A 22,535-nucleotide genomic window follows, 5' to 3' on the forward strand; every position below is an offset into this window, starting at 1 on the left:
CGGGCTACCGTGAATCTGGGAATACAAAAAAATGCTCTATCTATGGCTCAAAGCACTTCATATCGTCAGCATGGTCTGCTGGTTCGCCGGCCTGTTCTACCTGCCTCGCCTGTTCGTCTATCACGCCCAAAGCGAAGACAGCGTCAGTAAAGAACGCTTCATCGTCATGGAGCGCAAGCTGTATCGCGGCATCATGGGGCCGGCGATGATCGCCACCCTCGTATTCGGCATCTGGCTGCTGAGTCTCAACGCTAGTGCCTACTTCACTCAAGGCGGCTGGATGCACGCCAAGCTGACCCTGGTGGTATTGCTGATCGGCTATCACCATATGTGCGGCGCGCAATTGAAGCGCTTCGCCCGTGGCGAAAACACCCGCAGCCATGTCTTTTATCGCTGGTTCAATGAAGTGCCGGTTCTGATATTGCTGGCTATCGTAATTCTGGTCGTGGTTCGGCCGTTCTAACTTTCAATCAGCACCACCTTATCCGGGGTACTTCCGATGTCGCTGCCCGCTCTGCTTGAACAACGTTTGCGCCTGCCCGTCGTGGCAGCGCCGATGTTTCTGATTTCCAATCCACAGCTGGTACTGGCCTGCTGCCGCAACGGAATCGTCGGCAGCTTTCCGGCGCTGAACCAGCGCGAAAGCAGTGGTTTCAAGGCTTGGCTGGAAGAAATCGAAGCGGGCCTGGCAACAATGGAAAACCCGGCACCCTATGCCGTGAACCTGATCGTCCATCATAGCAACCCACGGCTTCAGGCCGACCTGGCCATCTGCATCGAACATCAGGTGCCGATTGTCATCACCAGCCTGGGCGCCGTGAAAGAACTGGTGGATGCGGTTCACAGCTATGGTGGGCTGGTATTCCACGATGTCACCACGCGCCGTCATGCCGAGAAAGCTGCCCAAGCCGGTGTCGACGGCTTGATAGCGGTCGCCGCCGGCGCAGGTGGCCACGCCGGGACCTGGAGCCCTTTCTCACTGGTCGCCGAAATCCGCCAGTTCTTCGACAAAACCCTGCTGCTTGCGGGATGTCTGAACCACGGCCATCAGATTCTGGCCGCCCAACTGCTTGGCGCGGATTTGGCCTACTTCGGCACACGCTTCATCGGCACGACCGAAAGCCATGCGCCTGACGCTTATAAGGAGATGTTGCTCACATCCAGAGCCGCAGACATCGTGCATACTCCTGCGGTGTCAGGAGTGCCGGCCAGCTTCATGCGCCAGAGCCTGGAAAACGCCGGTTTCGACCTGGCCGCCCTGCAGGGCAAGGGCGAAGTGGATTTCGGTTCCAAACTCAAGCCGCTGAACGACGAAGCCAAGGCCTGGAAAACCGTATGGTCCGCAGGCCAGGGCGTGGGTGAAATCCATGATCTGCCCAGTGTCGATCAGCTAGTGGCACGCCTGGATGAAGAGTACCGGCAAGCGCTGGCCCGCGCGACACAACTCGGCGGCCAATGGCCCCGCTGAAATCAACCGGATCAAAACCATTGCTTAACCTTATGAGACAAGGATGCCTGGCATGAGCGAAACCCGTTTCAATATCGTATTTGATGGAGCCCTGCTGCCGGGTGTCGAAACCACCACAGCCAAGCTCAACCTGGCTGAACTGTTCAAAAGCGATGTCAGTGCCATTGAGCGGTTGTTCAGCGGGCGCAAGGTGGCGCTTAAAAGCAACCTGTCCCAGGCCGAAGCGCAGAAGTACCTGGAGGCTCTCAACAAGAGCGGGATCGATGCGCGAATCGAAGCCGAACCTTCCCTCGAACTGAACCTGGACGAGGTACAGCATTCGCCGACGTCGAACGGACGCCACCCGGACTCAATCATCGACCCGGTATCGCCCTACGCGCCACCCCGAGCCGAGGTGGGTGAAGCAATGGCCGAGTACAGCACGCTCAAGCCCTTCAGCTTCGATGGGCGCATCGGACGGCTGCGCTTCCTGGGCTGGACCATGGCCTTGACGCTGGTCATGCTGTTTGTGGTGGGCACAGCCTTTTCATTGGGCTTGACCTGGATCCTCGCCTCCAGCTCCACGGCGGCAATGATCGTCGGCGGCCTGCTGGGACTGATCATCGCACTGGGCTTTGCTTATGTAAGCATCCAGTTCAGCGTCCAGCGCCTGCACGACCTGGGTTGGTCCGGGTGGTTGTGGCTGCTCAACCTGGTGCCGTTCGTGGGCAGTGTCTTCCCCTTCGTACTCATGGCCTTGCCCGGCAACACCGGCGCCAATCGCTATGGCCCCCCGCCGCCGCCCAACAGCACTGCGGTCAAGGTACTTTCGTCACTGTGGATTGTCATGATCGTGGTGGCTTTCCTTGCCGCAATGGCCGGTGCATTCAGCGGCATCACAGAGGAATACGACAGCAGTTCCTTGAGCAGCTATGAGAGCAGCGAGCTCATTGATGAAGACACTGCAGAACCAGCCGTCGAAGCAGCCGAGCCTGCTGCGCCTTCTGTAGACTATGAAGAGGAACAATAAGCGCGCTTCGTGCCGGTGACAGCTCAGTACACTGGTGACGGGCCGTTGCGATGGAGAACTGCATGACCCGTTACGCTCTGATCACTGGCGCCTCCAGTGGCATTGGCCTGGCAATGGCCGAAGCACTCGCCCGCCGCGGTCGCGACCTGATATTGGTGGCTCGACAGCGTGATCGGCTGGAAAGTATTGCAATCGAACTGACTCAGCGTTTTGGCGTGGAGGTGTTGTTCCGGGCCTGTGACCTGGGAGAACCGCTGAGGCTTTCAGGCTTTCTGCTCGAGCTGGAAGAAGGCGAGCGACAGATCGACCTGCTGGTCAATTGTGCCGGTATCGGCACCAGCGGGCCGTTCCTGGGCCAGGACTGGATGACCGAGCAGGACCTGATCGAAGTCAACATCCTCGCCTTGACGCGGCTCTGTCACTCGGTGGGCAACAGCATGGCGCTGCAGGGCGGTGGCCAGATCCTGAACGTTGCATCGATCGCCGCGTTCCAGCCTGGCCCCTGGATGAGCACCTATCACGCCAGCAAGGCTTACGTGCTGCATTTCTCCGAAGCCCTGCGGGTCGAGCTGAAAAAAAGCGCAATAAAGGTATCGGTGCTTTGCCCTGGCCCGACACGAACCGGCTTTTTCGCCCGGGCGCAGCTCAATGAACAGAAATTCAACGACAGTCAAACCCTGATGAGCCCGGAGGAAGTCGCGCTGTATGCCGTGCGCGCACTGGAAAAAAACCGGGCGATCATCATTCCTGGGCGCCGCAATCGCTGGCTGGCAGCGTTGCCGCGGCTGGGCCCGCGATGGCTGGTTCGCACGATTGCCGGCATGACCAACAAGGCCTGCTGCCCCCGCTGAATGCCTTTTGCCGTGAAAACCCGGGCTCGCCAATCGCGCCTTAAGTACACTCAAGCTCGACTAACCCAATGGAGAAACAGCTGTGGATACTCTGTTTACCAAGATCATCAACCGGGAGATTCCGGCCAAGATCATTTACGAAGATGATCAAGTTCTGGCGTTCCACGACATCGCCCCACAAGCACCTGTGCATTTCCTGGTCATCCCAAAGAAACCGATCCGCACGCTCAATGATCTGACCGAAGAAGACAAAGGCTTGGCCGGGCATATCCTGTTCACTGCCCAGCGCCTGGCGCTTGAACTGGGCTGCGAAGAAGGTTTTCGTGTGGTGATGAACTGCAATGAACTTGGGGGACAGACCGTCTATCACATTCATATGCATGTGCTTGGGCAGCGCCAGATGAACTGGCCGCCGGGTTGATACCCTGACCCAACGCAAATCCTGAGCGGCCGATTGAGTTAAACTGGCCGCCGAGATTTTTCCCGGAGGTAAGCATGACTACCCAACGTCACTACTCACCGATTGACCGTCTACTGCTGCAAGCTGATACCGCGATGCGTACGCTGCTGCCCTTCAGTGGTCAGCCCTACCGTCCATCGCCGGCTATCGTGCAGCCAGACGTGCAAATGAGTGACGAGCAAACCCGCCATGTCGCTGGGCTGATGCGCATCAACCACACCGGTGAAGTCTGCGCCCAGGCGCTGTATCAGGGCCAGGCGCTGACGGCGAAGCTGCCCCAGGTACGTGAGGCGATGGAGCATGCCGCCGAGGAAGAAATCGACCATCTGGTCTGGTGCGAACAACGCATTCACCAACTGGGCAGCCATACCAGCGTCCTGAACCCGTTGTTTTATGGGATGTCATTTGGAATCGGCGCAGTGGCCGGGCTGATCAGCGACAAAGTCAGCCTCGGCTTTGTGGCGGCCACTGAACATCAGGTGTGCAAACACCTGAATGAGCACTTGGAGCAGTTGCCGGCCGAGGACGAAAAGTCCCGGGCGATTCTCAAGCAGATGCGCGAGGATGAAGAGCACCACGCCGAAAGTGCACTCGAGGCCGGAGGGTTTCGTTTTCCAGCGCCGGTGAAGTTCGGCATGAGCCTGCTGGCCAAGGTCATGACCAAGAGCACCTATCGAATCTGATCGTGCAAGGGTGGCGAAGGGGTTATACCCACGCCACAGCGTTGCAGGCCTGAGCGTTCATCCACGTTCTACAGAAACTAAAAAAGGCGACTCCCATGGGGAGCCGCCTTTTTTGTAGCTGAAACCTTCAGCGTGGCATGTTGCGCGCGTAGAAAATTTCCAGCATCTCGTGTTTCACACGGTCTTCCACCTGATCCCGCTGTTCAGCAGAAAGGTTGCTGGTAGCGTCCCCGAACAGGTAGTTATCAAGCTCGAAGTTCTTGAGCAGCATTTTGGTGTGGAACAGGTTTTCCTGATACACGTTCACGTCGGTCATCTGGTACGCGTCGCGAGTGTCTTCGGAGAGATAGTTCTGAATCGAGTTGATCTCGTGATCAATAAAGTGCTTGTGGCCTTCAACGTCGCGGGTAAAGCCACGCACGCGATAATCCACCGTCACGATGTCCGAGTCGAACTGGTGAATCAGGAAATTGAGTGCCTTGAGCGGTGAAATGACGCCACAGGTCGACACGTCAATGTCCACACGGAACGTCGCAATGCCATCCACCGGGTGGATTTCCGGGTAGGTATGTACCGTAATGTGGCTCTTGTCGAGGTGGGCCAGGATGATTTCCGGCAATGGGCCCGGGGACTCTTCGATCTGGCTGTCGGTCGGTGTCACCGGTTCTTCCGAGATCAGAATGGTCACGCTGGCGCCTTGGGGTTCATAGTCCTGACTGGCGATGTTCAGGATGTTGGCACCAATGATATCGACAACTTCCGTGAGGATCTGCGTGAGGCGCTTGGCGTTGTACTCTTTATTGATGTACTCGACGTAGGCCTGCTGGTCCTGCGGGGTTTCCGCATAGCAGATGTCATAGATGTTGAAGCTCAAGGTCTTTGTCAGGTTATTGAACCCATGGAGCTTGAGTTTGCTTTTCACCGTTTGAAAACTCTCTATGTATTGCGGCCTGGCCGCGTGATCAAGCATGCCCGTCAGATGCGAACGACGCACCTGCGTAGGACGGTTAACACCTCTTCGCGATGGCGATTTTGGTTGTCTGTCCAGACAAGGGACCGGCCGGAGGACCGATCACTGCCCTGAAAAAAGTGGCGCATTATGCAGAGGTCGGCTTCTGATCGCCAGAGCTTGCACTGCTTTTATGATGGTTGGATGTCGATTCAACCCAATTCGATGATTTCATAATCGTGAGTGATTTCAACACCGGCGGCGCCGAGCATGATGGAAGCCGAGCAATATTTCTCGGCTGACAGCTCAATGGCGCGCTTGACCTGGGCTTCCTTCAAGGCACGCCCCTTCACCACGAAATGCATGTGAATCTTGGTGAACACTTTCGGGTCTTCGGTGGCGCGCTCCGCTTCCAGGAAAGCTTCGCAACTTTCGACGGCCTGGCGCGATTTTTTAAGGATGCTGACCACGTCGAAGTTACTGCAGCCGCCCACGCCCAGCAGGAGCATTTCCATCGGCCTTACACCCAGGTTCCGACCTCCGGCTTCTGGCGGGCCATCCATGACGACCACATGACCGCTACCTGACTCACCGAGGAACATGGCTTCGCCAGCCCATTGGATGCGTGCCTTCATCGCCAAGACTCCACTGTCTGAAAAAAGGGTCGCCAGCTTAGCACAGCCCCCCGCCACGGCGGCTTCTGCCTTAGGACGCATGACAAATACGTGTAGGTAAATTCTCAAATCAATTAGGGACGCCTCTGTTAAGCTGGCGCCAATTAGCTGGCGTATGGCCAGCTATAGCGATTGCCAGTCGCGCCCCACAAAAAATCCAAATCAATACACCGCGCAGTCTTTCGGGATACAACCATGGTTGCCATTACTCCCACACCCAAGATCAAGAATCTCGACAAACTCTTGATGCATTGTCAGCGTCGCCGCTACCCGGCCAAGCACAACATCATCTGCGCGGGCGATCGCTCCGACACCCTGTCGTTCATCATCAAAGGGTCGGTCACGATCCTGATCGAGGATGATGACGGTCGCGAAATGATCATCGCCTATCTCAACGCCGGGGATTTCTTCGGCGAACTTGGATTGTTTGAACAGGCAGGCAAAGAACAGGAACGTAGCGCCTGGGTACGGGCCAAGGTCGAATGTGAGGTCGCGGAGATCAGCTACAGCAAGTTCCGGGAACTGTCGGTGCAGGATCCGGACATTCTGTACGTCCTCAGCGGACAAATCGCACAGCGCCTGCGCAACACTACCCGCAAGGTGGGCGACCTCGCCTTCTTCGACGTGACCGGTCGCGTCGCCCGCTGCTTGCTGGAACTGTGCAAGCAACCCGATGCCATGACCCACCCGGACGGCATGCAGATCAAGGTGACGCGCCAGGAAATCGGGCGGATTGTGGGTTGCTCGCGGGAGATGGTCGGTCGTGTGCTCAAGGATCTGGAAGAGCGCAACCTGGTCAGCGTCAAAGGCAAGACCATGGTGGTGTTTGGGACGCGCTAGGCGAGCAGCCTGGTCAGCAGTTCCCGGTACAGCGCCTCAAGCCGCTGCAACGCGTGAGGCGCCGGGAATTTTTCATGCAAGGCGATATGACTCTCGGCGCGCACTCGCTGCGCCAGGCCACAGGCTTCATTGAAACGATTGACCGCGGCAACCATCGATTCGCGTTCGTTCTCCAGCAACAGGGCTCCATGCACCAGACCCACCGGGCGTTGGCCGCCCTTGCTCTGACGCCAGCGCTGAGCAGTGCCGACCATTTTCCGGCCGTCGAGATTGACGTTGAATCGACCGTCGCAGAACGCACCCTCGACTTCACCCAACGAAGCCACCCCACCCAGCTCATCCAATAACTGGCAGATCGGATCACACAACCGGCGATAACCGGTTTCGATGCGGCCATGGTCGCCTTCACTACGCGGCGGAGCGTAAACCAGGGCGATATTGACGGTGGCGGCAGACTGCGGCACCGGCTCACCGCCGGTTTCGCGCAGCAGCACTGGCCAGTCGTGGGCCGCCGAGATTTGGCAGGCGTGTTCGAACCCCGGTAAACGACTCAAACGACGAGGCATGACCAGCGCGCGATCATTGGGCTGCCAGAACAACAAGCCGAACTCAGCGTCGCCTGCACAGATGCTGGCCAGCAAATCCTGTTCGGCTTGCAGACCGGCTTCGACGGTCAGGGAAATCACCGGCGACATTGAATCAATCCAGCGTCGAACCGCTTATCGGAACACCGCGTTCAGGGAAGAACAGACGTTGCAACTCGGTACCCGGATTTTCCGCGCGCATGAACGCTTCGCCCACCAGGAACGAATACACATCGCTGACTTCCATCAGCTCGACATCGGCTCGGTTCAGGATCCCGCTCTCGGTGATCACCAAGCGATCACGCGGAATACGCGGCAACAAATCCAGAGTCGTTTCCAGGCTGACTTCGAAAGTATGCAGGTTGCGGTTGTTCACCCCGACCAGCGGAGTATCGAGGGTCTTCAAGGCCCGCTCCAGCTCCTCGCCATCGTGGACCTCTACCAGGACATCCAGGCCCACGCCTTTGGCGACCGCCGCCAGCTCGGCCATTTTTACATCGTCCAGGGCGGACACAATCAACAGCACGCAATCTGCGCCCAGGGCTCGGGCTTCAACGATCTGGTAAGGATCGATCATGAAATCCTTGCGAATCACCGGCAGCTTGCACGCCTCCCGCGCCTGTTTGAGGTATTCATCGGCGCCCTGGAAAAAATCAATATCGGTCAGCACCGAAAGGCAAGTCGCACCGCCCTTCTCATAGCTCTTGGCGATGTCGGCGGGGACGAAGTGTTCACGAATCACGCCTTTGCTGGGGGAAGCCTTTTTAATTTCGGCAATCACCGCTGGCTGCTTTCTCTTGGCCTGATCGATCAGCGCCTTGGCAAAGCCACGCGGCGCATCCGCTGCCCGCGCCAAGGTTTCCAGCTCTGCCAGACTGACCCGAGCACTGCGTTCGGCAACCTCTTGAGCCTTGCGAGCCAGAATGTTTTCCAGAACCGTTGGCACACTCATCCTTCGTTCTCCACTTTGAATACGGCGGTAAATGCACCCAACTCTTCGAGTTTTTCCCTGGCAAGGCCGGTGTGCAACGCATCATGGGCCAGTTCCACGCCCTGCTTGAGGCTGCTGGCGTGATCCGCCGCATACAACGCGGCGCCCGCATTGAGCACGATCATCTCGGCGGCCTTCTGGCCATTTTCAGTCTTGCGGCGCCCCAAGGCATCGCGAATCAGCTCCAGCGACTGGGCCGGCCCATCCACCGCCAGCCCATGCAGGCTCTGGCTCTTCATGCCCAGGTCTTCAGGTTCGACCCAATACTCGCTGATCTGATCATTTTTTAATTCAGCCACGTACGTGGGTGCAGCCAGGCTGAATTCGTCCAGGCCATCCTTCGAATGGACCACCAGCACGTGCTTGCTGCCCAGACGTTGCAAGACCTCGGCCAGGGGCCGGCACAATGCCTGGCTGAACACACCGACCACTTGATGCTTCACACCGGCCGGATTCGTAAGCGGGCCGAGCATGTTGAACATCGTCCGCAGGCCCAGATCACGACGCGGCGCGGCGGCGTACTTCATGGCGCGGTGGTGGGTCTGGGCGAACATGAAACCGATGCCCACGTTATCGATGCAACGCGCCACCTGTACTGGCGTCAGGTTCAGGTAGATCCCGGCCGCCTCCAGCAGGTCGGCGCTGCCACTCTTGCCGGAGACCGCACGATTGCCATGCTTGGCAACGGTGCAACCGGCCGCGGCGACGACGAAGGCCGAGGCAGTGGAGACGTTGAAGATATTGGCGCCGTCACCGCCGGTGCCCACCACATCCACCACGCCATCCAGGGTCTTGAGTTCGACCTGGTCCGCCAGCTCGCGCATGACCGAAACCGCGCCGACGATCTCATCGATGCTCTCGCTCTTCATGCGCATGGCCATCATGAACGCGCCGATCTGCGCATCCGAGCATTGGCCGGTCATGATTTCGCGCATCACATCGCGCATTTCGTCGGTGCTCAGGTCGAGATGGCCGACGATACGGCTCAGGGCTGTCTTGATATCCATGAAAAGTCCTTAGCGCGTGCCGCCGGTTTGTTTGAGGAAGTTGGCGAACAGCTCGTGACCCTGTTCGGTGAGAATAGACTCGGGGTGAAATTGCACGCCTTCGATATTCAACGTTTTGTGACGAAGCCCCATGATTTCATCCACAGAGCCGTCCTCGAGCTGAGTCCAGGCGGTCAGTTCCAGACAATCTGGCAGGGTTTGGCGCTTGACGATCAGGGAGTGGTAGCGGGTGACGGTCAGCGGAAGATTCAGACCTTCGAACACGCCCTTGTTCTCGTGAAATACCGGGCTAGTCTTACCGTGCATGACTTGCCGGGCGCGCACCACGTCGCCGCCAAAGGCCTGGCCGATCGACTGGTGCCCCAGGCAGACACCCAGGATCGGCAGCTTGCCGGCGAAATACTTGATGGCTTCGATGGAAATGCCCGCTTCGGTCGGCGTGCAAGGACCGGGAGAGACCACGATGCGCTCGGGCTTGAGGGCTTCGATTTCGGCGATGGTCAGTTCGTCGTTGCGCACGACCTTGACCTCGGAGCCCAGCTCGCCCAGGTACTGCACAACGTTGTAGGTAAAAGAGTCGTAGTTATCGATCATCAGCAACATGGCGTAAGCAACCTATTGAATTCACTGACTTGAAATACAGCCTTCGGAGAGTGACCCGCGCGGTGTTGCGCTTGGCGAGGCGTGTGATGAGCCAGCGAAGCGACTTTCAAGCGGGTAAAGAAGGCAAATCGGTACAGGTCCGGCCAAGCCGGCAGAGAACGTTCAGGCGCGCCAACGCCAACGGGCGTGTGCCTTGATCAATTGATCCAGAAGTTTGCTGACAATCGACACAGGGGAAGTCTCGTTCATACGTTCCGGCACAGTAGCTTAGCTGGACGGTGCACGCAATATGACGACCCCCGAAGGGCTTTGAAACAATCGCGACGAGCCTGATGGATGGCAAAACGCCGGAAGTTTTTGGTACTGTCGTTTCGTTTTCTAACAACAATAAGATAAAAACGGACTTTCTCATGCTAAGAAAAACGTTGTTCGTACCAATGGCCGGCTGTCTGCTGGCAATGGCCTGCGCCCAGGCGAGCGCCGCGCCCAATCCCTACTCCAGCTTCATCGTGTTTGGCGACAGCCTCAACGATGCCGGCCAGTTTGCCGACCCGGACGGTCCGTCCGGGGCCACGCAACGCTTTACCAACCGCACCGGCCCGCTCTATCTCGACGGAAGCGGCGAATCCTATTCCCTCAATTCCACCCAACTGCTGGGCGGACGGTTGGGCTTTTCCGATGATGAAACCGCGGCATCCACCTCGGCGGTTCGTGCCAGCGAAGGCCAGGCCGATGGCAACAACTGGGCCGTGGGCGGGTATCGCACCGACCAGATCCTCGAGTCGATTACCGGCGTTTCCGACACTGGCGAACGCAGCCGTGACGGATACCTGCTGTCCAACGGCCTGCGTGCCGACCCGAACGCGCTGTACTACCTTTCCGGGGGCGGTAACGACTTCCTCCAGGGCCTGGTACTGACCCCCGCCCAGGCGAACGCCGCCGCGGACCGCCTGGCCGACAGTGTCCAGGTGCTGCAAACCGCCGGAGCCCGTTATGTGATGGTCTGGCTGCTGCCCGACCTGGGCCTGACCCCTGCGCTCAATGGCACGCCTTTGCAAGACGCCGTTTCGCAGCTCAGCAACCAGTTCAACCAGCAACTGGTCACGCGGCTGCAAGGCATTGATGCCGAAATCATTCCACTGAACGTTCCGCTACTGCTGCAGGAAAGTTTCGCCGATCCAGCACGATTCGGCCTCGCCACCGGCGAGAACCTCACCGCCACCTGCTTCAGCGGCAACGGCTGCACGGAAAACCCCACCTATGGCATCAACAGCGCGACGCCAGACCCCACCAAGCTGATCTATAACGACTCGGTCCACCCCACCGAGGCCGGACAGCAACTGATCGCCGATTACGCCTTTTCCCTGCTCGCGGCGCCATGGGAGCTGACATTGCTGCCGGAAATGGCCCACTCGACTTTGCGCGCCCACCAGGATGAATTACGCAGCCAGTGGCAATCGGACTGGGAGAACTGGCAAGCCGTCGGCCAATGGCGGGCGATCGTCGCAGGCGGCGGCCAGCACCTGGACATCGACAGCCAAAACAGTGGCGCCAGCGCCGACGGCAGCGGCTACAGCCTGAACGTCGGTGGCAGCTATCGTCTCAACGAGGCTTGGCGCGTGGGTGTAGCCGCCGGTTTCTACCGCCAGGACATGGAGGCAGGCAGCGCCGATTCGGACTACAAACTCAACAGCTACCTGGCCACCGCTTTCGCCCAGTTCCAGCAGAACCGCTGGTGGGCCGATGCCGCGTTGACCGGCGGCAAGCTCGACTACGACAACCTGGAGCGCAAGTTCGACCTGGGCGTCAACCAGGCGCAAGAGAAAGGTGACACCGACGGTCACCTGTGGGCATTCAGCACGCGCCTGGGCTACGACATTGCCCAGCCGGGCAGTCAGTGGCACCTGTCACCGTTTATCAGCGCCGATTATGCGAAGGTGGAAGTCGACGGGTATTCAGAAAAGAGCACCCGCTCCACCGCCCTGACTTTCGATGACCAGACCCGCGACTCGAAACGCTTGGGCATTGGCTTGCAAGGCAAATACAACTTCACCCGTCAGACCCAGGTGTATGGCGAATATGCCCACGAACGCGAGTACGAAGACGACACCCAAAAAGTGAACATCGCCCTCAACAGTCTGCCGGCCAATGATTTCACGCTTGAAGGCTATACGCCGCAGAGTCATTTGAATCGCCTGAGCCTGGGGGTCAGCCACAAGTTGACCAACGATCTGGCCCTGCGGGGCGGTTATACGCTGCGCAAGGACGATGACTTTACCCAGCAAGGAGTGAATGTCGGGGTCAGTCTGGATTTCTGATCGAGATAACCCTGTGTGGGAGCGAGCCTGCTCGCGATGAGGCCGCCATGTTCAACACATGCATCGCCTCGCGAGCAGGCTCGCTCCCACAGTTGATCAGCTTCCATTCAGTCGCTTGGGGTCTGCTCGGCCAGCGCCACGGCACGGAACATTGCCCGGCGCTTGTTCAGGGTTTCTTCCCACTCCAGCACCGGCACCGAGTCGGCCACGATCCCGCCGCCGGCCTGCACGTGCAGCTCACCGTCCTTGATGACGGCGGTGCGGATGGCAATGGCAGTGTCCATGTTGCCGTTCCAGGCAAAATAGCCCACGGCCCCGCCGTACACCCCACGCTTGACCGGCTCCAGTTCGTCGATGATTTCCATGGCGCGGATTTTCGGGGCGCCAGACAACGTTCCTGCCGGCAGGATGGCCCGCAGGGCGTCCATCGCCGTCAGCCCGGCCTTCAACTGGCCCGTGACGTTGGAGACGATGTGCATCACGTTGGAATAACGCTCGATGACCATCTTTTCGGTGAGCTTCACCGAACCGACTTCCGAGACGCGCCCGGTGTCATTGCGGCCCAAGTCGATCAGCATCAGGTGCTCGGCGATTTCCTTGTCATCCGACAGCAGGTCCTCTTCCAGCGCCCGGTCGGCTTCCTCCGTGGCCCCACGAGGGCGGGTGCCAGCGATAGGCCGCACAGTGATCAGGTTGTCTTCGACCCGCACCAGCACTTCGGGTGAACTGCCCACAACATGGAAGTCACCGAAATTGAAGAAGTACATGTAAGGCGTCGGATTGAAACAGCGCAGCGCCCGGTACAGGTCGATGGGCGCAGCCTTGAAGTCGATGGACATCCGTTGCGACGGCACCACTTGCATGCAGTCGCCGGCCAGGATGTATTCCTTGATGGTATCGACGGCCCTTTCGTAATCGTTCTGAGTGAAACTGGAACGGAACACCGGGTCGGCCGCCGACTGTTTGCTGAAATCCAGGCCAGGACGCGGCGTGATCGGCTGCCGGAGTTTTTCCAACAGCGCCTGAAGACTTTTCTGACCTTGCTCGTAGGCGTCTTCCCGGGACGGATCGGCCAGGACAATCGCGTGCATCTTGCCGGCGAGGTTATCGAAGACGACCACTGCGTCAGAGACCATCAGCAAAATGTCCGGCACGCCCAGCGGGTCCGGGTTCGGGCAGGTGCCCAGACGCTTTTCCACATAGCGTACGCAGTCGTAGCCGAAATAACCCACCAGGCCACCGTTGAACCGCGGCAGGCCGGGGATGGTAGGCACGTTGTAGCGAGCCTTGAAGGTTTCGACGAAGGCCAGCGGATCTTCGACCTCCAGGCTTTCGATCTCGACGCCGTCATGGGTCACGCTGACACGATGGTCATGGACCCGCAGCACCGTGCGGCACGGCAGGCCGATGATGGAATAACGGCCCCATTTCTCACCGCCCTGCACCGATTCGAGCAGGTATGAGTTGGGCTCATCGGCCAGCTTGAGGTAGATCGACAGCGGCGTGTCGAAGTCGGCCAGGGTTTCGCAGGCAAGCGGGATACGGTTATAGCCGGCAGCGGCTAGACGCAGGAATTCTTCGCGGATCATGGTGTGCCTCGTGGCAGGAGGAGCTGACAGTCAGGTATGCAAACGCGCCGGATAACCGGCCAGAATCAGGTCAGGCGCGCCAACGCCAGCGGGCCAGGGCCTTCATGACTTTCATCCAGAGTTTGCGAGTGACCACCACGATGGCGTTTCCAGAAGAGGATTGAACAGCGTCGGGCAACGTTATCTCAGCGGCCGGGTCAAGGCAACCGGGAATTAACAGGCGCAAATCGTCGATCACCAGCGCGGGAAACTCCTCGGCGATCGGCCGGCCATGGTTGTAGCCGTAGCTCAGCGCCACACATTTGACCCCGGCGGCTTTCGCCGCCAACACATCGCTGCGCGAGTCGCCGACGAACAGCGATTGAGAGGCCGGGATGTTGGCCATTTTCATCACGAAAAACAGCGCGGCCGGGTCAGGTTTTTTCTGTGGCAGGGTATCGCCACCGATGATCCAGCGAAAATAACGACCGATTTTCATCTGATCCAGCAGCGGCGCGACAAAGCGCTCCGGCTTGTTGGTGATCAGGGCCATTTCAACGCCTTGCTTGTGCAGCCACTTGAGGGTGGAACGCACACCGGGGTAGACGACCGTCAGTTCGTGATTGCCTTCATAGGCTTCGTTGAACAACTCCAGCGCCCGCTCGGCCTCGGCGTCATCGACGCCCTGGGCATCGATATGGTTGGCCAGGGCCCGCCGCACCAGCATGGGCGCGCCGTTGCCGACCCAGTGGCGCACGGCGTCAATTCCGGCGGCCGGGCGACCGAGCTTGAGCAGCATGTTGTCCACGGCCGCCGCCAGGTCCGGCACCGAGTCGACCAGCGTGCCGTCGAGGTCGAACATCACCAGACGCGGCAGGCTGCCGGGGAACAGCTGCTCAAAGCCGCTCATAGACGGGCCAGGGCCAGTTCGGCACGCATCTTTTCAATGACCTCTTTGTAGTCCGGCGCATTGAAAATGGCCGAGCCTGCGACAAAGGTGTCGGCACCGGCCTCTGCGATTTCGCGGATGTTATTGACGTTCACGCCACCGTCGATCTCCAGGCGGATATCACGGCCCGATGCCTTGATCAGCGCGCGGGCTTCGCGCAGCTTGTCGAGGGTACCAGGAATGAACTTCTGCCCGCCGAAGCCGGGGTTGACGCTCATCAGCAGGATCATGTCGACCTTGTCCATCACGTACTTGAGCACGTCCAGGGGCGTGGCCGGGTTGAACACCAGGCCGGCCTTGCATCCGCCTTCGCGAATCAACTGCAGGGAGCGGTCGATGTGCTGGGTGGCTTCGGGGTGGAAGGTGATGTAGGTGGCACCGGCCTCGATGAAGTCGCCGACGATGCGATCCACCGGGCTGACCATCAGGTGCGCGTCGATCGGCGCCGTGACGCCGTACTTGCGCAGCGCTGCGCAGACCATCGGGCCGATGGTCAGGTTGGGTACGTAATGGTTGTCCATGACATCGAAGTGCACGATGTCGGCGCCGGCGGCCAGAACGTTGTCCACTTCCTCGCCCAGGCGGGCGAAGTCGGCGGAGAGAATCGACGGAGCAATAGCGAAGGGCTGCATGACGCACCTGTTTTGAGCGAAATCACGATGGCGCGCATTGTATACCTCAAGATTTGGCGCGCCCACCGTGGCAGACGATCAATACGCCGCGCGGTAGATCTTCTCGATATCGCTGGCGCTCAGTTTGCGTGGGTTATTGCGCATCAGTCGCTCGATCCCGGCCGCTTCCACCGCCATGGACGGTATCACTTCGTCCGTCACCCCAAGGCTGCTCAGGCCCTGGGGGATTTCCACGGCAGCACACAGCGCAACCATGGCCTCCACGGCTTCATCAGCGGCTTCAAGGTCACTCAGGTGCGCGGTCTTTATGCCCATGGCTTCGGCAATGTCGCGCATGCGCTCGACGCAAGCCATCTTGTTCCACGCCATGACATACGGCAGCAACAAGGCGTTTGCCACACCATGGGACACGTGAAAGCGCCCCCCCAGCGGATACGCCAGCGCATGCACCGCCCCGACCCCAGCATTGCCGAACGCCATGCCGGCCATCAGGCTTGCAGTGGCCATGTCTTCGCGAGCTTGCAAATGAGCGGGGTTGGCGTAGGCCTTGGGCAAGGCGCGGGTGATCAGTTTTATTGCGCCGATAGCCAAGGCATCGGTGATCGGCGAGGCATTGAGCGACAGGTAGGACTCGATGGCATGCACCAGTGCATCGACGCCACTGGCGGCGGTCACGCTCCGGGGGCAGGTAAGGGTCATCTGCGGGCTGACCAGCGCCACGTCCGGCAGCAGATAATCGCTGACGATACCTTTCTTGAGTTGCGCGGCTTTGTCGGAGAGGATGGCCACGTTGGTGACTTCAGAGCCGGTCCCGGCCGTGGTGGGGATGGCGATCATGGGCGCGCCTTTGCGCGGGACCTGATCGACCCCGAACATATCCTGCAGCTCGCCGTGGTAACCGGCGTAGACCCCCACGCATTTGGCAATGTCGATGGCACTGCCGCCGCCCAGGCCGATCAAGCCATCATGGCCGCCGTCACGGTAGGCCTGCATGCAGTCTTCAACGATGGCGATTTCCGGGTCCGGCATGACCCGATCGAAAATTTCGTAGTCGCGCCCGCCCAGATGCTGCAGCGCCAGCTCCACGGTGCCGGACTTGACCAGCGCAGCGTCGGTGACGATCAGCGGGTTATCGACATCCAGCCGCGTCAGCTCGGCCGCCAGTTGCTCGATGGCAGCGGCACCGGTGATCAGTTTGTGGGCGATCTTGAATGAGGAAAGACTCATGTGCGCGGCCTCTTATTCGCGTATGGGCTGGCACAAGGATAGCTCGGTATTTAAGGTTGTCTTCCATTCAGCCCATGAATACACCGCAAATCCCCTGTGGGAGCGAGCCTGCTCGCGATGGCGGTAGAACATTCGACATTTTTATCGACTGACACTCCGCTATCGCGAGCAGGCTCGCTCCCACAGGGTACAATACTGACCGTCAGACCTGCGCAGTACGCAGCTTCTCGCTACGCCCACGCAACCACTCCAGAGTCAGCAACAGGATCACCGAAAAGGCGATCAGCAGCGTCGCGGCGGCGGCGATGGTGGGGCTGAGGTTCTCGCGGATACCGCTGAACATCTGCCTTGGCAGAGTTGCCTGCTCGGGACCGGCCAGGAACAGCGTCACCACCACTTCATCGAACGAGGTCGCGAAGGCGAACAGTGCGCCGGAGATCACGCCCGGGGCGATCAACGGCAAGGTCACTCGACGAAACGCCGTCAACGGCGAAGCCCCAAGGCTGGCGGCGGCCCGAACCAGATTGTAGTTAAAGCCCTGCAGAGTCGCCGACACCGTGATGATGACGAACGGCACGCCCAGCACGGCATGGACCACGATCAGCGAGAAGAAACTGTTGCCCATCCCCAGCGGAGCGAAGAACAGGTAACTGGCCACCCCGATGATCACCACCGGCACCACCATCGGCGAGATCACCAGGGCCATCACCAGCGCCTTGCCTGGGAAATCACCACGGGTCAGGCCAATCGCCGCCAGGGTACCGAAGACCATCGCCAGTACCGTCGCCGCCGGGGCGACGATGACGCTGTTCCTCAGCGCTCGCATCCACTCCGCCGAAGCGAAGAAATCGTGGTACCACTGCAACGAAAAGCCTTGCAACGGGTACACCAGGAAGCTGCCGGAGTTGAACGACAATGGAATGATCACCAGCACCGGCAGGATTAGGAACAACAGGATCAGCCCGCAGAATATGCGCAAGCTGTAGAACCACACCCGCTCGACGGGGGACATGTAAGGACTCAGCATTTCAATCTCCCCTCAGCTCAGGCGCAGGCGACTGGCGCCCACCAGCCAGTTGTAAATCAGATACAGCACGACGGTTGCCAGCAACAACAACCCGCCGAGCGCCGTGGCCATACCCCAGTTGATGCTGGTGTTGGTGTAGAACGCGACAAAATAGCTGACCATCTGATCGCTCGGGCTGCCCAGCAACGCCGGAGTGATGTAGTAGCCGATGGCGAGGATGAACACCAACAGGCAACCGGCGCCGACACCGGCATAGGTCTGCGGGAAATACACGCGCCAGAAGCTGGCGAACGGATGGCAGCCCAGGGAAATCGCCGCACGCATGTAAGTCGGAGAGATGCCTTTCATCACGCTGTAAATCGGCAGGATCATGAACGGCAGCAGGATATGGACCATGGAGATGTAGACACCGGCGCGGTTGAACACCAACTCCAGAGGCTTATCGATAATGCCCATGGCCATCAGGCCACTGTTGATCAGCCCGCCCGATTGCAGCAGCACGATCCACGCCGCCACCCGCACCAGGATCGACGTCCAGAACGGCAACAGCACCAAAATCATCAGCAGGTTGCTTTGGCGCGACGGCAGGTTCGCCAGCAGGTAGGCCAACGGATAGGCCAGCACCAGGCAGATCGCGGTAATCACCAGGCCCATCCAGAACGTACGGGCAAAAATATCCAGGTAGATCGCCTGGTCGGGGGTGGCCGGGGCCAGTTCGCCAAGATCATCGATGCGATGATCGACGGCCGCCAGCAGGTAATACGGGGTGACATCACTGGTGTTGCGGCGGATCACCTGCCAATACGCCGGATCCCCCCAGCGTTCGTCGAGGCTCTCCATCGCTTCTTTATAGGAAACCGGCTCGGTGGCGAACGGCAGCGCACGGGCGGTCTTGGTCAGCAGGCTGCGATAGCCGGCCAGTTCCATGTTCAGGCGCTTGGACAAATCGCCCAAGGTCTGATTCTTGCGCGCTTCGGCCAGGTCTTCGCTGGCGGCTTTGTATACCGGCTCGCCTGGCAACCCACGTCCGTCCCAGGCAGCGACCGCGGCGACAGTGCGCGGCATGCCGTTGACCACTTCCGGGTTGCTGACGCTTTTGAACAGCAGCGCCACGATTGGCACCAGGAACACCAGCAACAGAAACAACACCAGCGGCGCGATCAAGGCCTGGGCCTTCCAGCGGTTGACCCGCTCGGCGCGCTTGAGCCGTTGCTTCAGGGTGGGGCTGGTGCCCGCGTTCAGTGGAACGGCGATGGCCATGGCGAACTCCGCAAATCTTTTTGATCGTTACAGAAGCGGCGTGCCGCTTCTGTTCTTTTGAAACGTTGGCCTCTGAGGGGATCGTTCCCACGCTCCGCGTGGGAATGCATCCAATGACGCACTGCGTCACAAAGGGCGCGAAGCGTCCTGGGCGGCATTCCCACGCGGAGCGTGGGAACGATCTCTGTCAGCGGTTACTTCGCCGCCCAGGAGTTGAAGCGCTGCTCCAGTTGCTCACCGTTGTCAGCCCAGAAGCTGACGTCGATCTGCACCTGGTTGGCGATGTTTTCCGGGGTGGTCGGCATGTCTTTCAAGACATCCTTGGACAACAGCGGTACAGCCTGGGTATTGGCCGGGCCGTAGGCGATGTTTTCCGAGTAGATCTTTTGCTGCTGCGGTGCCACCGAGAAAGCGATGAATTTCTTCGCAGCTTCGGCGCGGGTCTTGTCCAGACCGCGTGGAATTGCCCATGCGTCGAAGTCGTAGATGCCGCCGTTCCACACCACTTTCAGGTTGCTTTCCTTCTGCACCGCGGCGATCCGACCGTTGTAGGCCGAGCTCATGACCACGTCACCGGAAGCCAGGTACTGCGGCGGCTGGGCGCCGGCCTCCCACCACTGGATGTTCGGCTTGAGTTCGTCGAGCTTCTTGAAGGCACGATCCTGGCCATCTTTGCCGGCCAGCACTTTGTACACGTCTTTCGGCGCGACGCCGTCAGCCATCAAGGCAAATTCCAGGGTGTACTTGGCGCCTTTACGCAGGCCACGCTTGCCTGGGAATTGCTTGGTGTCCCAGAAATCCGCCCAACTGGTCGGTGCGGTTTTCAGTTTGTCGGCGTTGTAGGCCAGCACGGTGGACCACACGAAGAAGCCCACGCCGCAAGGCTGGATGGCGCCCTTGACGTAGTCTTCGGCCTTGCCGAACAGAGCCGGGTCCAGTTGCTCGAACATGTCTTCGTCACAACCACGGGACAGCTCCGGGGACTCGACTTCCACCAAGTCCCACGAAACGCTCTTGGTGTCGACCATGGCCTTGACCTTGGCCATTTCACCGTTGTATTCGCCAGCGATGATCTTGCCGTTGCCGGCGGCTTCCCACGGCGCGTAGAAGGCTTTGGCCTGAGCCGCCTTGTTCGCCCCACCGAAAGACACCACAGTCAGGTCCGGGCCCGCCGCCATCGCGCTTGCCGCACCCATCATGCCCAGGGTCAGGGCTGTGAACTTCAGGGATCTCAACATTTATTGTTCTCTCCACGTGCAGGGTTGGTGTTGGTACAGCAGGGGGCGATCAATTCGCCTCTAGAAGGGGATCGAGCGCACGCACATGCTCGACTTGCCAGCCAAGCGGAACCACGTCCCCAACAGCGAGCCCGGGATCGAGTTCGGCAATCGGTTGTTTCACGAAGAAGTCATTCTTGCCACAGACCTCCAGGCGAACCCGGACGTGGTCGCCCAGATAGATGAATTCCGCCACCCTCCCTGAGAAGCGGTTGACACATTGTTCGCTTGCGCCGTTGAGGCTCACCCGTTCCGGGCGGATCGACAGGGTCACCGGCTCGCCGGGTTTGCCGACGTTCACCGCCAGGGCCTCGACCTTTTCACCACGCCCCAGCTCCACCAGGCAACGATCGCCGGTCTGGCTGTGCAGGCGGCCGTTGAGACGGTTGTTCTCGCCGATGAAATTGGCGACGAAGGTGTTCTTTGGCTCTTCGTAGAGGGTGCGTGGCGGGGCAATCTGCTGGATTTCGCCTTGATGGAACACCGCTACCCGGTCGGACATGGTCAAGGCTTCGCCCTGGTCGTGAGTCACATAGACCACTGTCACACCGAGGCGCTGATGCAGATGCTTGATCTCCATCTGCATGTGTTCACGCAGTTGTTTGTCCAAGGCGCCAAGGGGTTCGTCCATCAGCACCAGTTGCGGTTCGAACACCAGCGCCCGGGCCAGGGCCACGCGCTGTTGCTGGCCGCCGGACAACTGCGCCGGGTAGCGTTGGGCAAACGTGTCCAGCTGGACCATGCTCAAGACGCGCTTGACCCGATCACTCACGTCGCTTTTGTTCAAGCCGCGCACGGTCAGCGGGAAGGCCAGGTTCTCGGCAACGGTCATGTGCGGGAACAAAGCGTAGTTCTGGAACACCATGCCGATGTCACGCTTGTGGGGCGGCACGTTGTTGATGGAGCGTCCGGCCAGCTGGATCTCACCGGCAGTGGGTGTTTCAAACCCGGCGAGCATCATCAGGCTGGTGGTTTTGCCGGAACCGGACGGCCCGAGCAGAGTCAGGAATTCGCCTTTGCGAATGTCCAGGTTGAGGTCCTTGACGATCAGGTTCTCGCCGTCGTAGCTCTTTTGCACACCACGAAAGCTGACCAGCACATCACTGGCCCCCGCGCTTGAATCGACCTGGCTCATACCCGCACCTTTTGTATTGATGACTGCTTGTGAATCAAGCCTAGTGGAGCCTGGGGCCTGCGCAAATCGGGGCGCAGGAGAGAATCGCCTCAGCCGGATGGAAGAGTCGGTGTAGGGATTTCCCTACAAGGATGGCGGGATTGGATAAGGACAGTCGTGAGTTATGAGCTGCAAGCTGCAAGCAGGGACAAAAGCGGTGTTGGGGCGTGTCGCAAATGGATATGCCGACACACTGCCCCTGTGGGAGCGAGCCTGCTCGCGATGGCGGTGTGTCAGTCAACTAAGATGCTGAATGGTCCAATGCTATCGCGAGCAGGCTCGCTCCCACAGGGGATTGTGGTGGGCTTAGAGCAACTTATGCTCCATCGCGTACTTCACCAGTTCCGCCAAGGAAGTGATGTTGAGTTTCTGCATCAGCCGCGCTTTGTGAGTGCTGATGGTTTTGCTGCTCAGGGCCAATTGCTGGGCGATGTCGTTGACGTTGGCCCCTTGGGCCAGGCGCTCGAAGACCGAGAATTCGCGCTCGGACAGCAGCGAGTGCAGCGGTCGGCTGTCGGTCAGGCCCACTTCGAAAACCATGCGGTCGGCCAGTTCCGGGTCGATGTAACGTCCGCCGGCCGCGACCTTGCGAATCGCCATGAGCAGCAAGGCCGGGTCGCTGTCCTTGGTCGCGTAGCCGGCGGCGCCGACCTTCAGCGCGCGCGCCGCCATTTGCGCCTCGTCGTGCATCGACAACACCAGGATGGCCGGTGGATTGTTCAACGCTCGGATCCGCGGGATCGCCTCCAGACCATTGACGCCAGGCATGGAGATATCCAACAGCACCACTTCGCAGGGCACATGCCGCAGGATCTCCAGCAATTGTTCGCCATTGCTCGCCTCCCCCACGACCACCAGGTCCTTTGCCAGGCCGATCAACTGCTTGATGCCTTCGCGCACGATGGTGTGGTCTTCGGCTACCAGTACACGGATCACGTTTTTCTCCAGATTCAGAATCTCATCGCGAGCAGGCTCGCTCCCACA

At 59.7% G+C, this 22,535-nt stretch carries 23 protein-coding genes; 8 read left to right on the plus strand and 15 right to left on the minus strand.

Annotation, left to right across the window (positions count from 1 at the left end; translation table 11 throughout):
• The first annotated feature begins 31 nt into the window (after positions 1–31).
• From hemJ to coq7, 6 genes are all read left to right on the plus strand, one after another.
• On the plus strand, positions 32–463 hold the full coding sequence (gene hemJ, locus GKKCFE_RS23055; RefSeq protein WP_092455622.1) for a protoporphyrinogen oxidase HemJ: 432 nt from the start codon (positions 32–34) through the stop codon (positions 461–463).
• A gap of 36 nt (positions 464–499) precedes the next feature.
• Positions 500–1,468 (plus strand): NAD(P)H-dependent flavin oxidoreductase, encoded by a 969-nt coding sequence (locus tag GKKCFE_RS23060; protein WP_107322991.1) that lies wholly within the window; start codon positions 500–502, stop codon positions 1,466–1,468.
• Positions 1,469–1,520: 52 nt separating this feature from the next.
• Positions 1,521–2,477, plus strand: a complete 957-nt coding sequence (locus GKKCFE_RS23065) for a DUF805 domain-containing protein (protein ID WP_274090705.1) — start codon at positions 1,521–1,523, stop codon at positions 2,475–2,477.
• Between the two features lie 62 nt (positions 2,478–2,539).
• Entirely contained in the window at positions 2,540–3,328 is a 789-nt protein-coding gene (locus GKKCFE_RS23070) for an SDR family NAD(P)-dependent oxidoreductase (RefSeq protein ID WP_047228046.1), read from the plus strand.
• An 82-nt stretch (positions 3,329–3,410) separates the two neighbouring features.
• Positions 3,411–3,749, plus strand: coding sequence for a histidine triad nucleotide-binding protein (locus GKKCFE_RS23075; protein ID WP_003316306.1), 339 nt, complete (start codon positions 3,411–3,413; stop codon positions 3,747–3,749).
• Positions 3,750–3,823: 74 nt separating this feature from the next.
• Complete coding sequence (gene coq7, locus GKKCFE_RS23080) at positions 3,824–4,471, plus strand: 2-polyprenyl-3-methyl-6-methoxy-1,4-benzoquinone monooxygenase (RefSeq protein ID WP_445577128.1); 648 nt, start codon at positions 3,824–3,826, stop codon at positions 4,469–4,471.
• 127 nt (positions 4,472–4,598) lie between these two features.
• Here the strand turns inward: coq7 and speD are convergent, their stop codons facing one another.
• Both speD and GKKCFE_RS23090 read right to left on the minus strand, forming a co-directional pair.
• Positions 4,599–5,393: an adenosylmethionine decarboxylase gene (speD, locus tag GKKCFE_RS23085; RefSeq protein WP_047228048.1), complete on the minus strand. Its 795-nt coding sequence runs from the start codon at positions 5,391–5,393 to the stop codon at positions 4,599–4,601.
• Positions 5,394–5,632: 239 nt separating this feature from the next.
• Positions 5,633–6,055 carry an OsmC family protein gene (locus GKKCFE_RS23090; RefSeq protein WP_003206127.1) on the minus strand — a complete coding sequence of 141 codons (423 nt, stop codon included), beginning with the start codon at positions 6,053–6,055 and terminating at the stop codon, positions 5,633–5,635.
• A 234-nt stretch (positions 6,056–6,289) separates the two neighbouring features.
• Here GKKCFE_RS23090 and crp point away from each other — a divergent pair, with 234 nt between their 5' ends.
• Positions 6,290–6,934: a cAMP-activated global transcriptional regulator CRP gene (crp, locus tag GKKCFE_RS23095; protein ID WP_047228049.1), complete on the plus strand. Its 645-nt coding sequence runs from the start codon at positions 6,290–6,292 to the stop codon at positions 6,932–6,934.
• Here crp and GKKCFE_RS23100 read toward each other — a convergent pair.
• Genes GKKCFE_RS23100 through GKKCFE_RS23115 form a run of 4 tightly spaced genes read right to left on the minus strand, consistent with a single transcriptional unit; the run spans position 6,931 to position 10,119 of the window.
• Entirely contained in the window at positions 6,931–7,629 is a 699-nt protein-coding gene (locus tag GKKCFE_RS23100; RefSeq protein WP_047228050.1) for a lipoate--protein ligase family protein, read from the minus strand. The two genes, crp and GKKCFE_RS23100, sit on opposite strands and share 4 nt — an antisense overlap.
• 4 nt (positions 7,630–7,633) lie before the next feature.
• Positions 7,634–8,470, minus strand: a complete 837-nt coding sequence (gene trpC / locus GKKCFE_RS23105; RefSeq protein ID WP_047228051.1) for an indole-3-glycerol phosphate synthase TrpC — start codon at positions 8,468–8,470, stop codon at positions 7,634–7,636.
• Complete coding sequence (gene trpD / locus GKKCFE_RS23110; protein ID WP_092400967.1) at positions 8,467–9,516, minus strand: anthranilate phosphoribosyltransferase; 1,050 nt, start codon at positions 9,514–9,516, stop codon at positions 8,467–8,469. Before trpD ends, trpC begins: the two co-directional genes overlap by 4 nt.
• 9 nt (positions 9,517–9,525) lie before the next feature.
• Positions 9,526–10,119, minus strand: coding sequence for an aminodeoxychorismate/anthranilate synthase component II (locus GKKCFE_RS23115; RefSeq protein WP_047228053.1), 594 nt, complete (start codon positions 10,117–10,119; stop codon positions 9,526–9,528).
• Positions 10,120–10,529: 410 nt separating this feature from the next.
• On the opposite strand from GKKCFE_RS23115, the gene estP reads away from it, so the two are divergent.
• On the plus strand, positions 10,530–12,437 hold the full coding sequence (gene estP, locus GKKCFE_RS23120) for an esterase EstP (protein ID WP_445577129.1): 1,908 nt from the start codon (positions 10,530–10,532) through the stop codon (positions 12,435–12,437).
• A 107-nt stretch (positions 12,438–12,544) separates the two neighbouring features.
• Here the strand turns inward: estP and trpE are convergent, their stop codons facing one another.
• The 9 genes from trpE to GKKCFE_RS23165 all read right to left on the minus strand — a co-directional run bounded on the left by trpE (position 12,545) and on the right by GKKCFE_RS23165 (position 22,487).
• On the minus strand, positions 12,545–14,026 hold the full coding sequence (gene trpE / locus GKKCFE_RS23125) for an anthranilate synthase component I (RefSeq protein WP_047228055.1): 1,482 nt from the start codon (positions 14,024–14,026) through the stop codon (positions 12,545–12,547).
• Positions 14,027–14,096: 70 nt separating this feature from the next.
• Positions 14,097–14,915: a phosphoglycolate phosphatase gene (locus GKKCFE_RS23130; RefSeq protein ID WP_047228056.1), complete on the minus strand. Its 819-nt coding sequence runs from the start codon at positions 14,913–14,915 to the stop codon at positions 14,097–14,099.
• The gene (gene rpe, locus GKKCFE_RS23135) at positions 14,912–15,586 is read right to left on the minus strand and encodes a ribulose-phosphate 3-epimerase (protein ID WP_047228057.1); all 675 of its coding nucleotides are present in this window, start codon (positions 15,584–15,586) and stop codon (positions 14,912–14,914) included. Before rpe ends, GKKCFE_RS23130 begins: the two co-directional genes overlap by 4 nt.
• A gap of 78 nt (positions 15,587–15,664) precedes the next feature.
• Positions 15,665–16,813, minus strand: coding sequence for an iron-containing alcohol dehydrogenase (locus tag GKKCFE_RS23140; RefSeq protein ID WP_047228058.1), 1,149 nt, complete (start codon positions 16,811–16,813; stop codon positions 15,665–15,667).
• 202 nt (positions 16,814–17,015) lie between these two features.
• Positions 17,016–17,840 (minus strand): ABC transporter permease, encoded by an 825-nt coding sequence (locus tag GKKCFE_RS23145; RefSeq protein WP_047228059.1) that lies wholly within the window; start codon positions 17,838–17,840, stop codon positions 17,016–17,018.
• Positions 17,841–17,852: 12 nt separating this feature from the next.
• Entirely contained in the window at positions 17,853–19,100 is a 1,248-nt protein-coding gene (locus GKKCFE_RS23150) for an ABC transporter permease (RefSeq protein ID WP_047228060.1), read from the minus strand.
• A 194-nt stretch (positions 19,101–19,294) separates the two neighbouring features.
• Positions 19,295–20,338 carry an ABC transporter substrate-binding protein gene (locus GKKCFE_RS23155; RefSeq protein WP_047228061.1) on the minus strand — a complete coding sequence of 348 codons (1,044 nt, stop codon included), beginning with the start codon at positions 20,336–20,338 and terminating at the stop codon, positions 19,295–19,297.
• A 49-nt stretch (positions 20,339–20,387) separates the two neighbouring features.
• Positions 20,388–21,512: an ABC transporter ATP-binding protein gene (locus GKKCFE_RS23160; RefSeq protein WP_139049033.1), complete on the minus strand. Its 1,125-nt coding sequence runs from the start codon at positions 21,510–21,512 to the stop codon at positions 20,388–20,390.
• Between the two features lie 345 nt (positions 21,513–21,857).
• Complete coding sequence (locus GKKCFE_RS23165) at positions 21,858–22,487, minus strand: response regulator (RefSeq protein WP_445577130.1); 630 nt, start codon at positions 22,485–22,487, stop codon at positions 21,858–21,860.
• Between the last annotated feature and the right edge of the window lie 48 nt (positions 22,488–22,535).

The organism is Pseudomonas sp. E141, assembly GCF_052659885.1.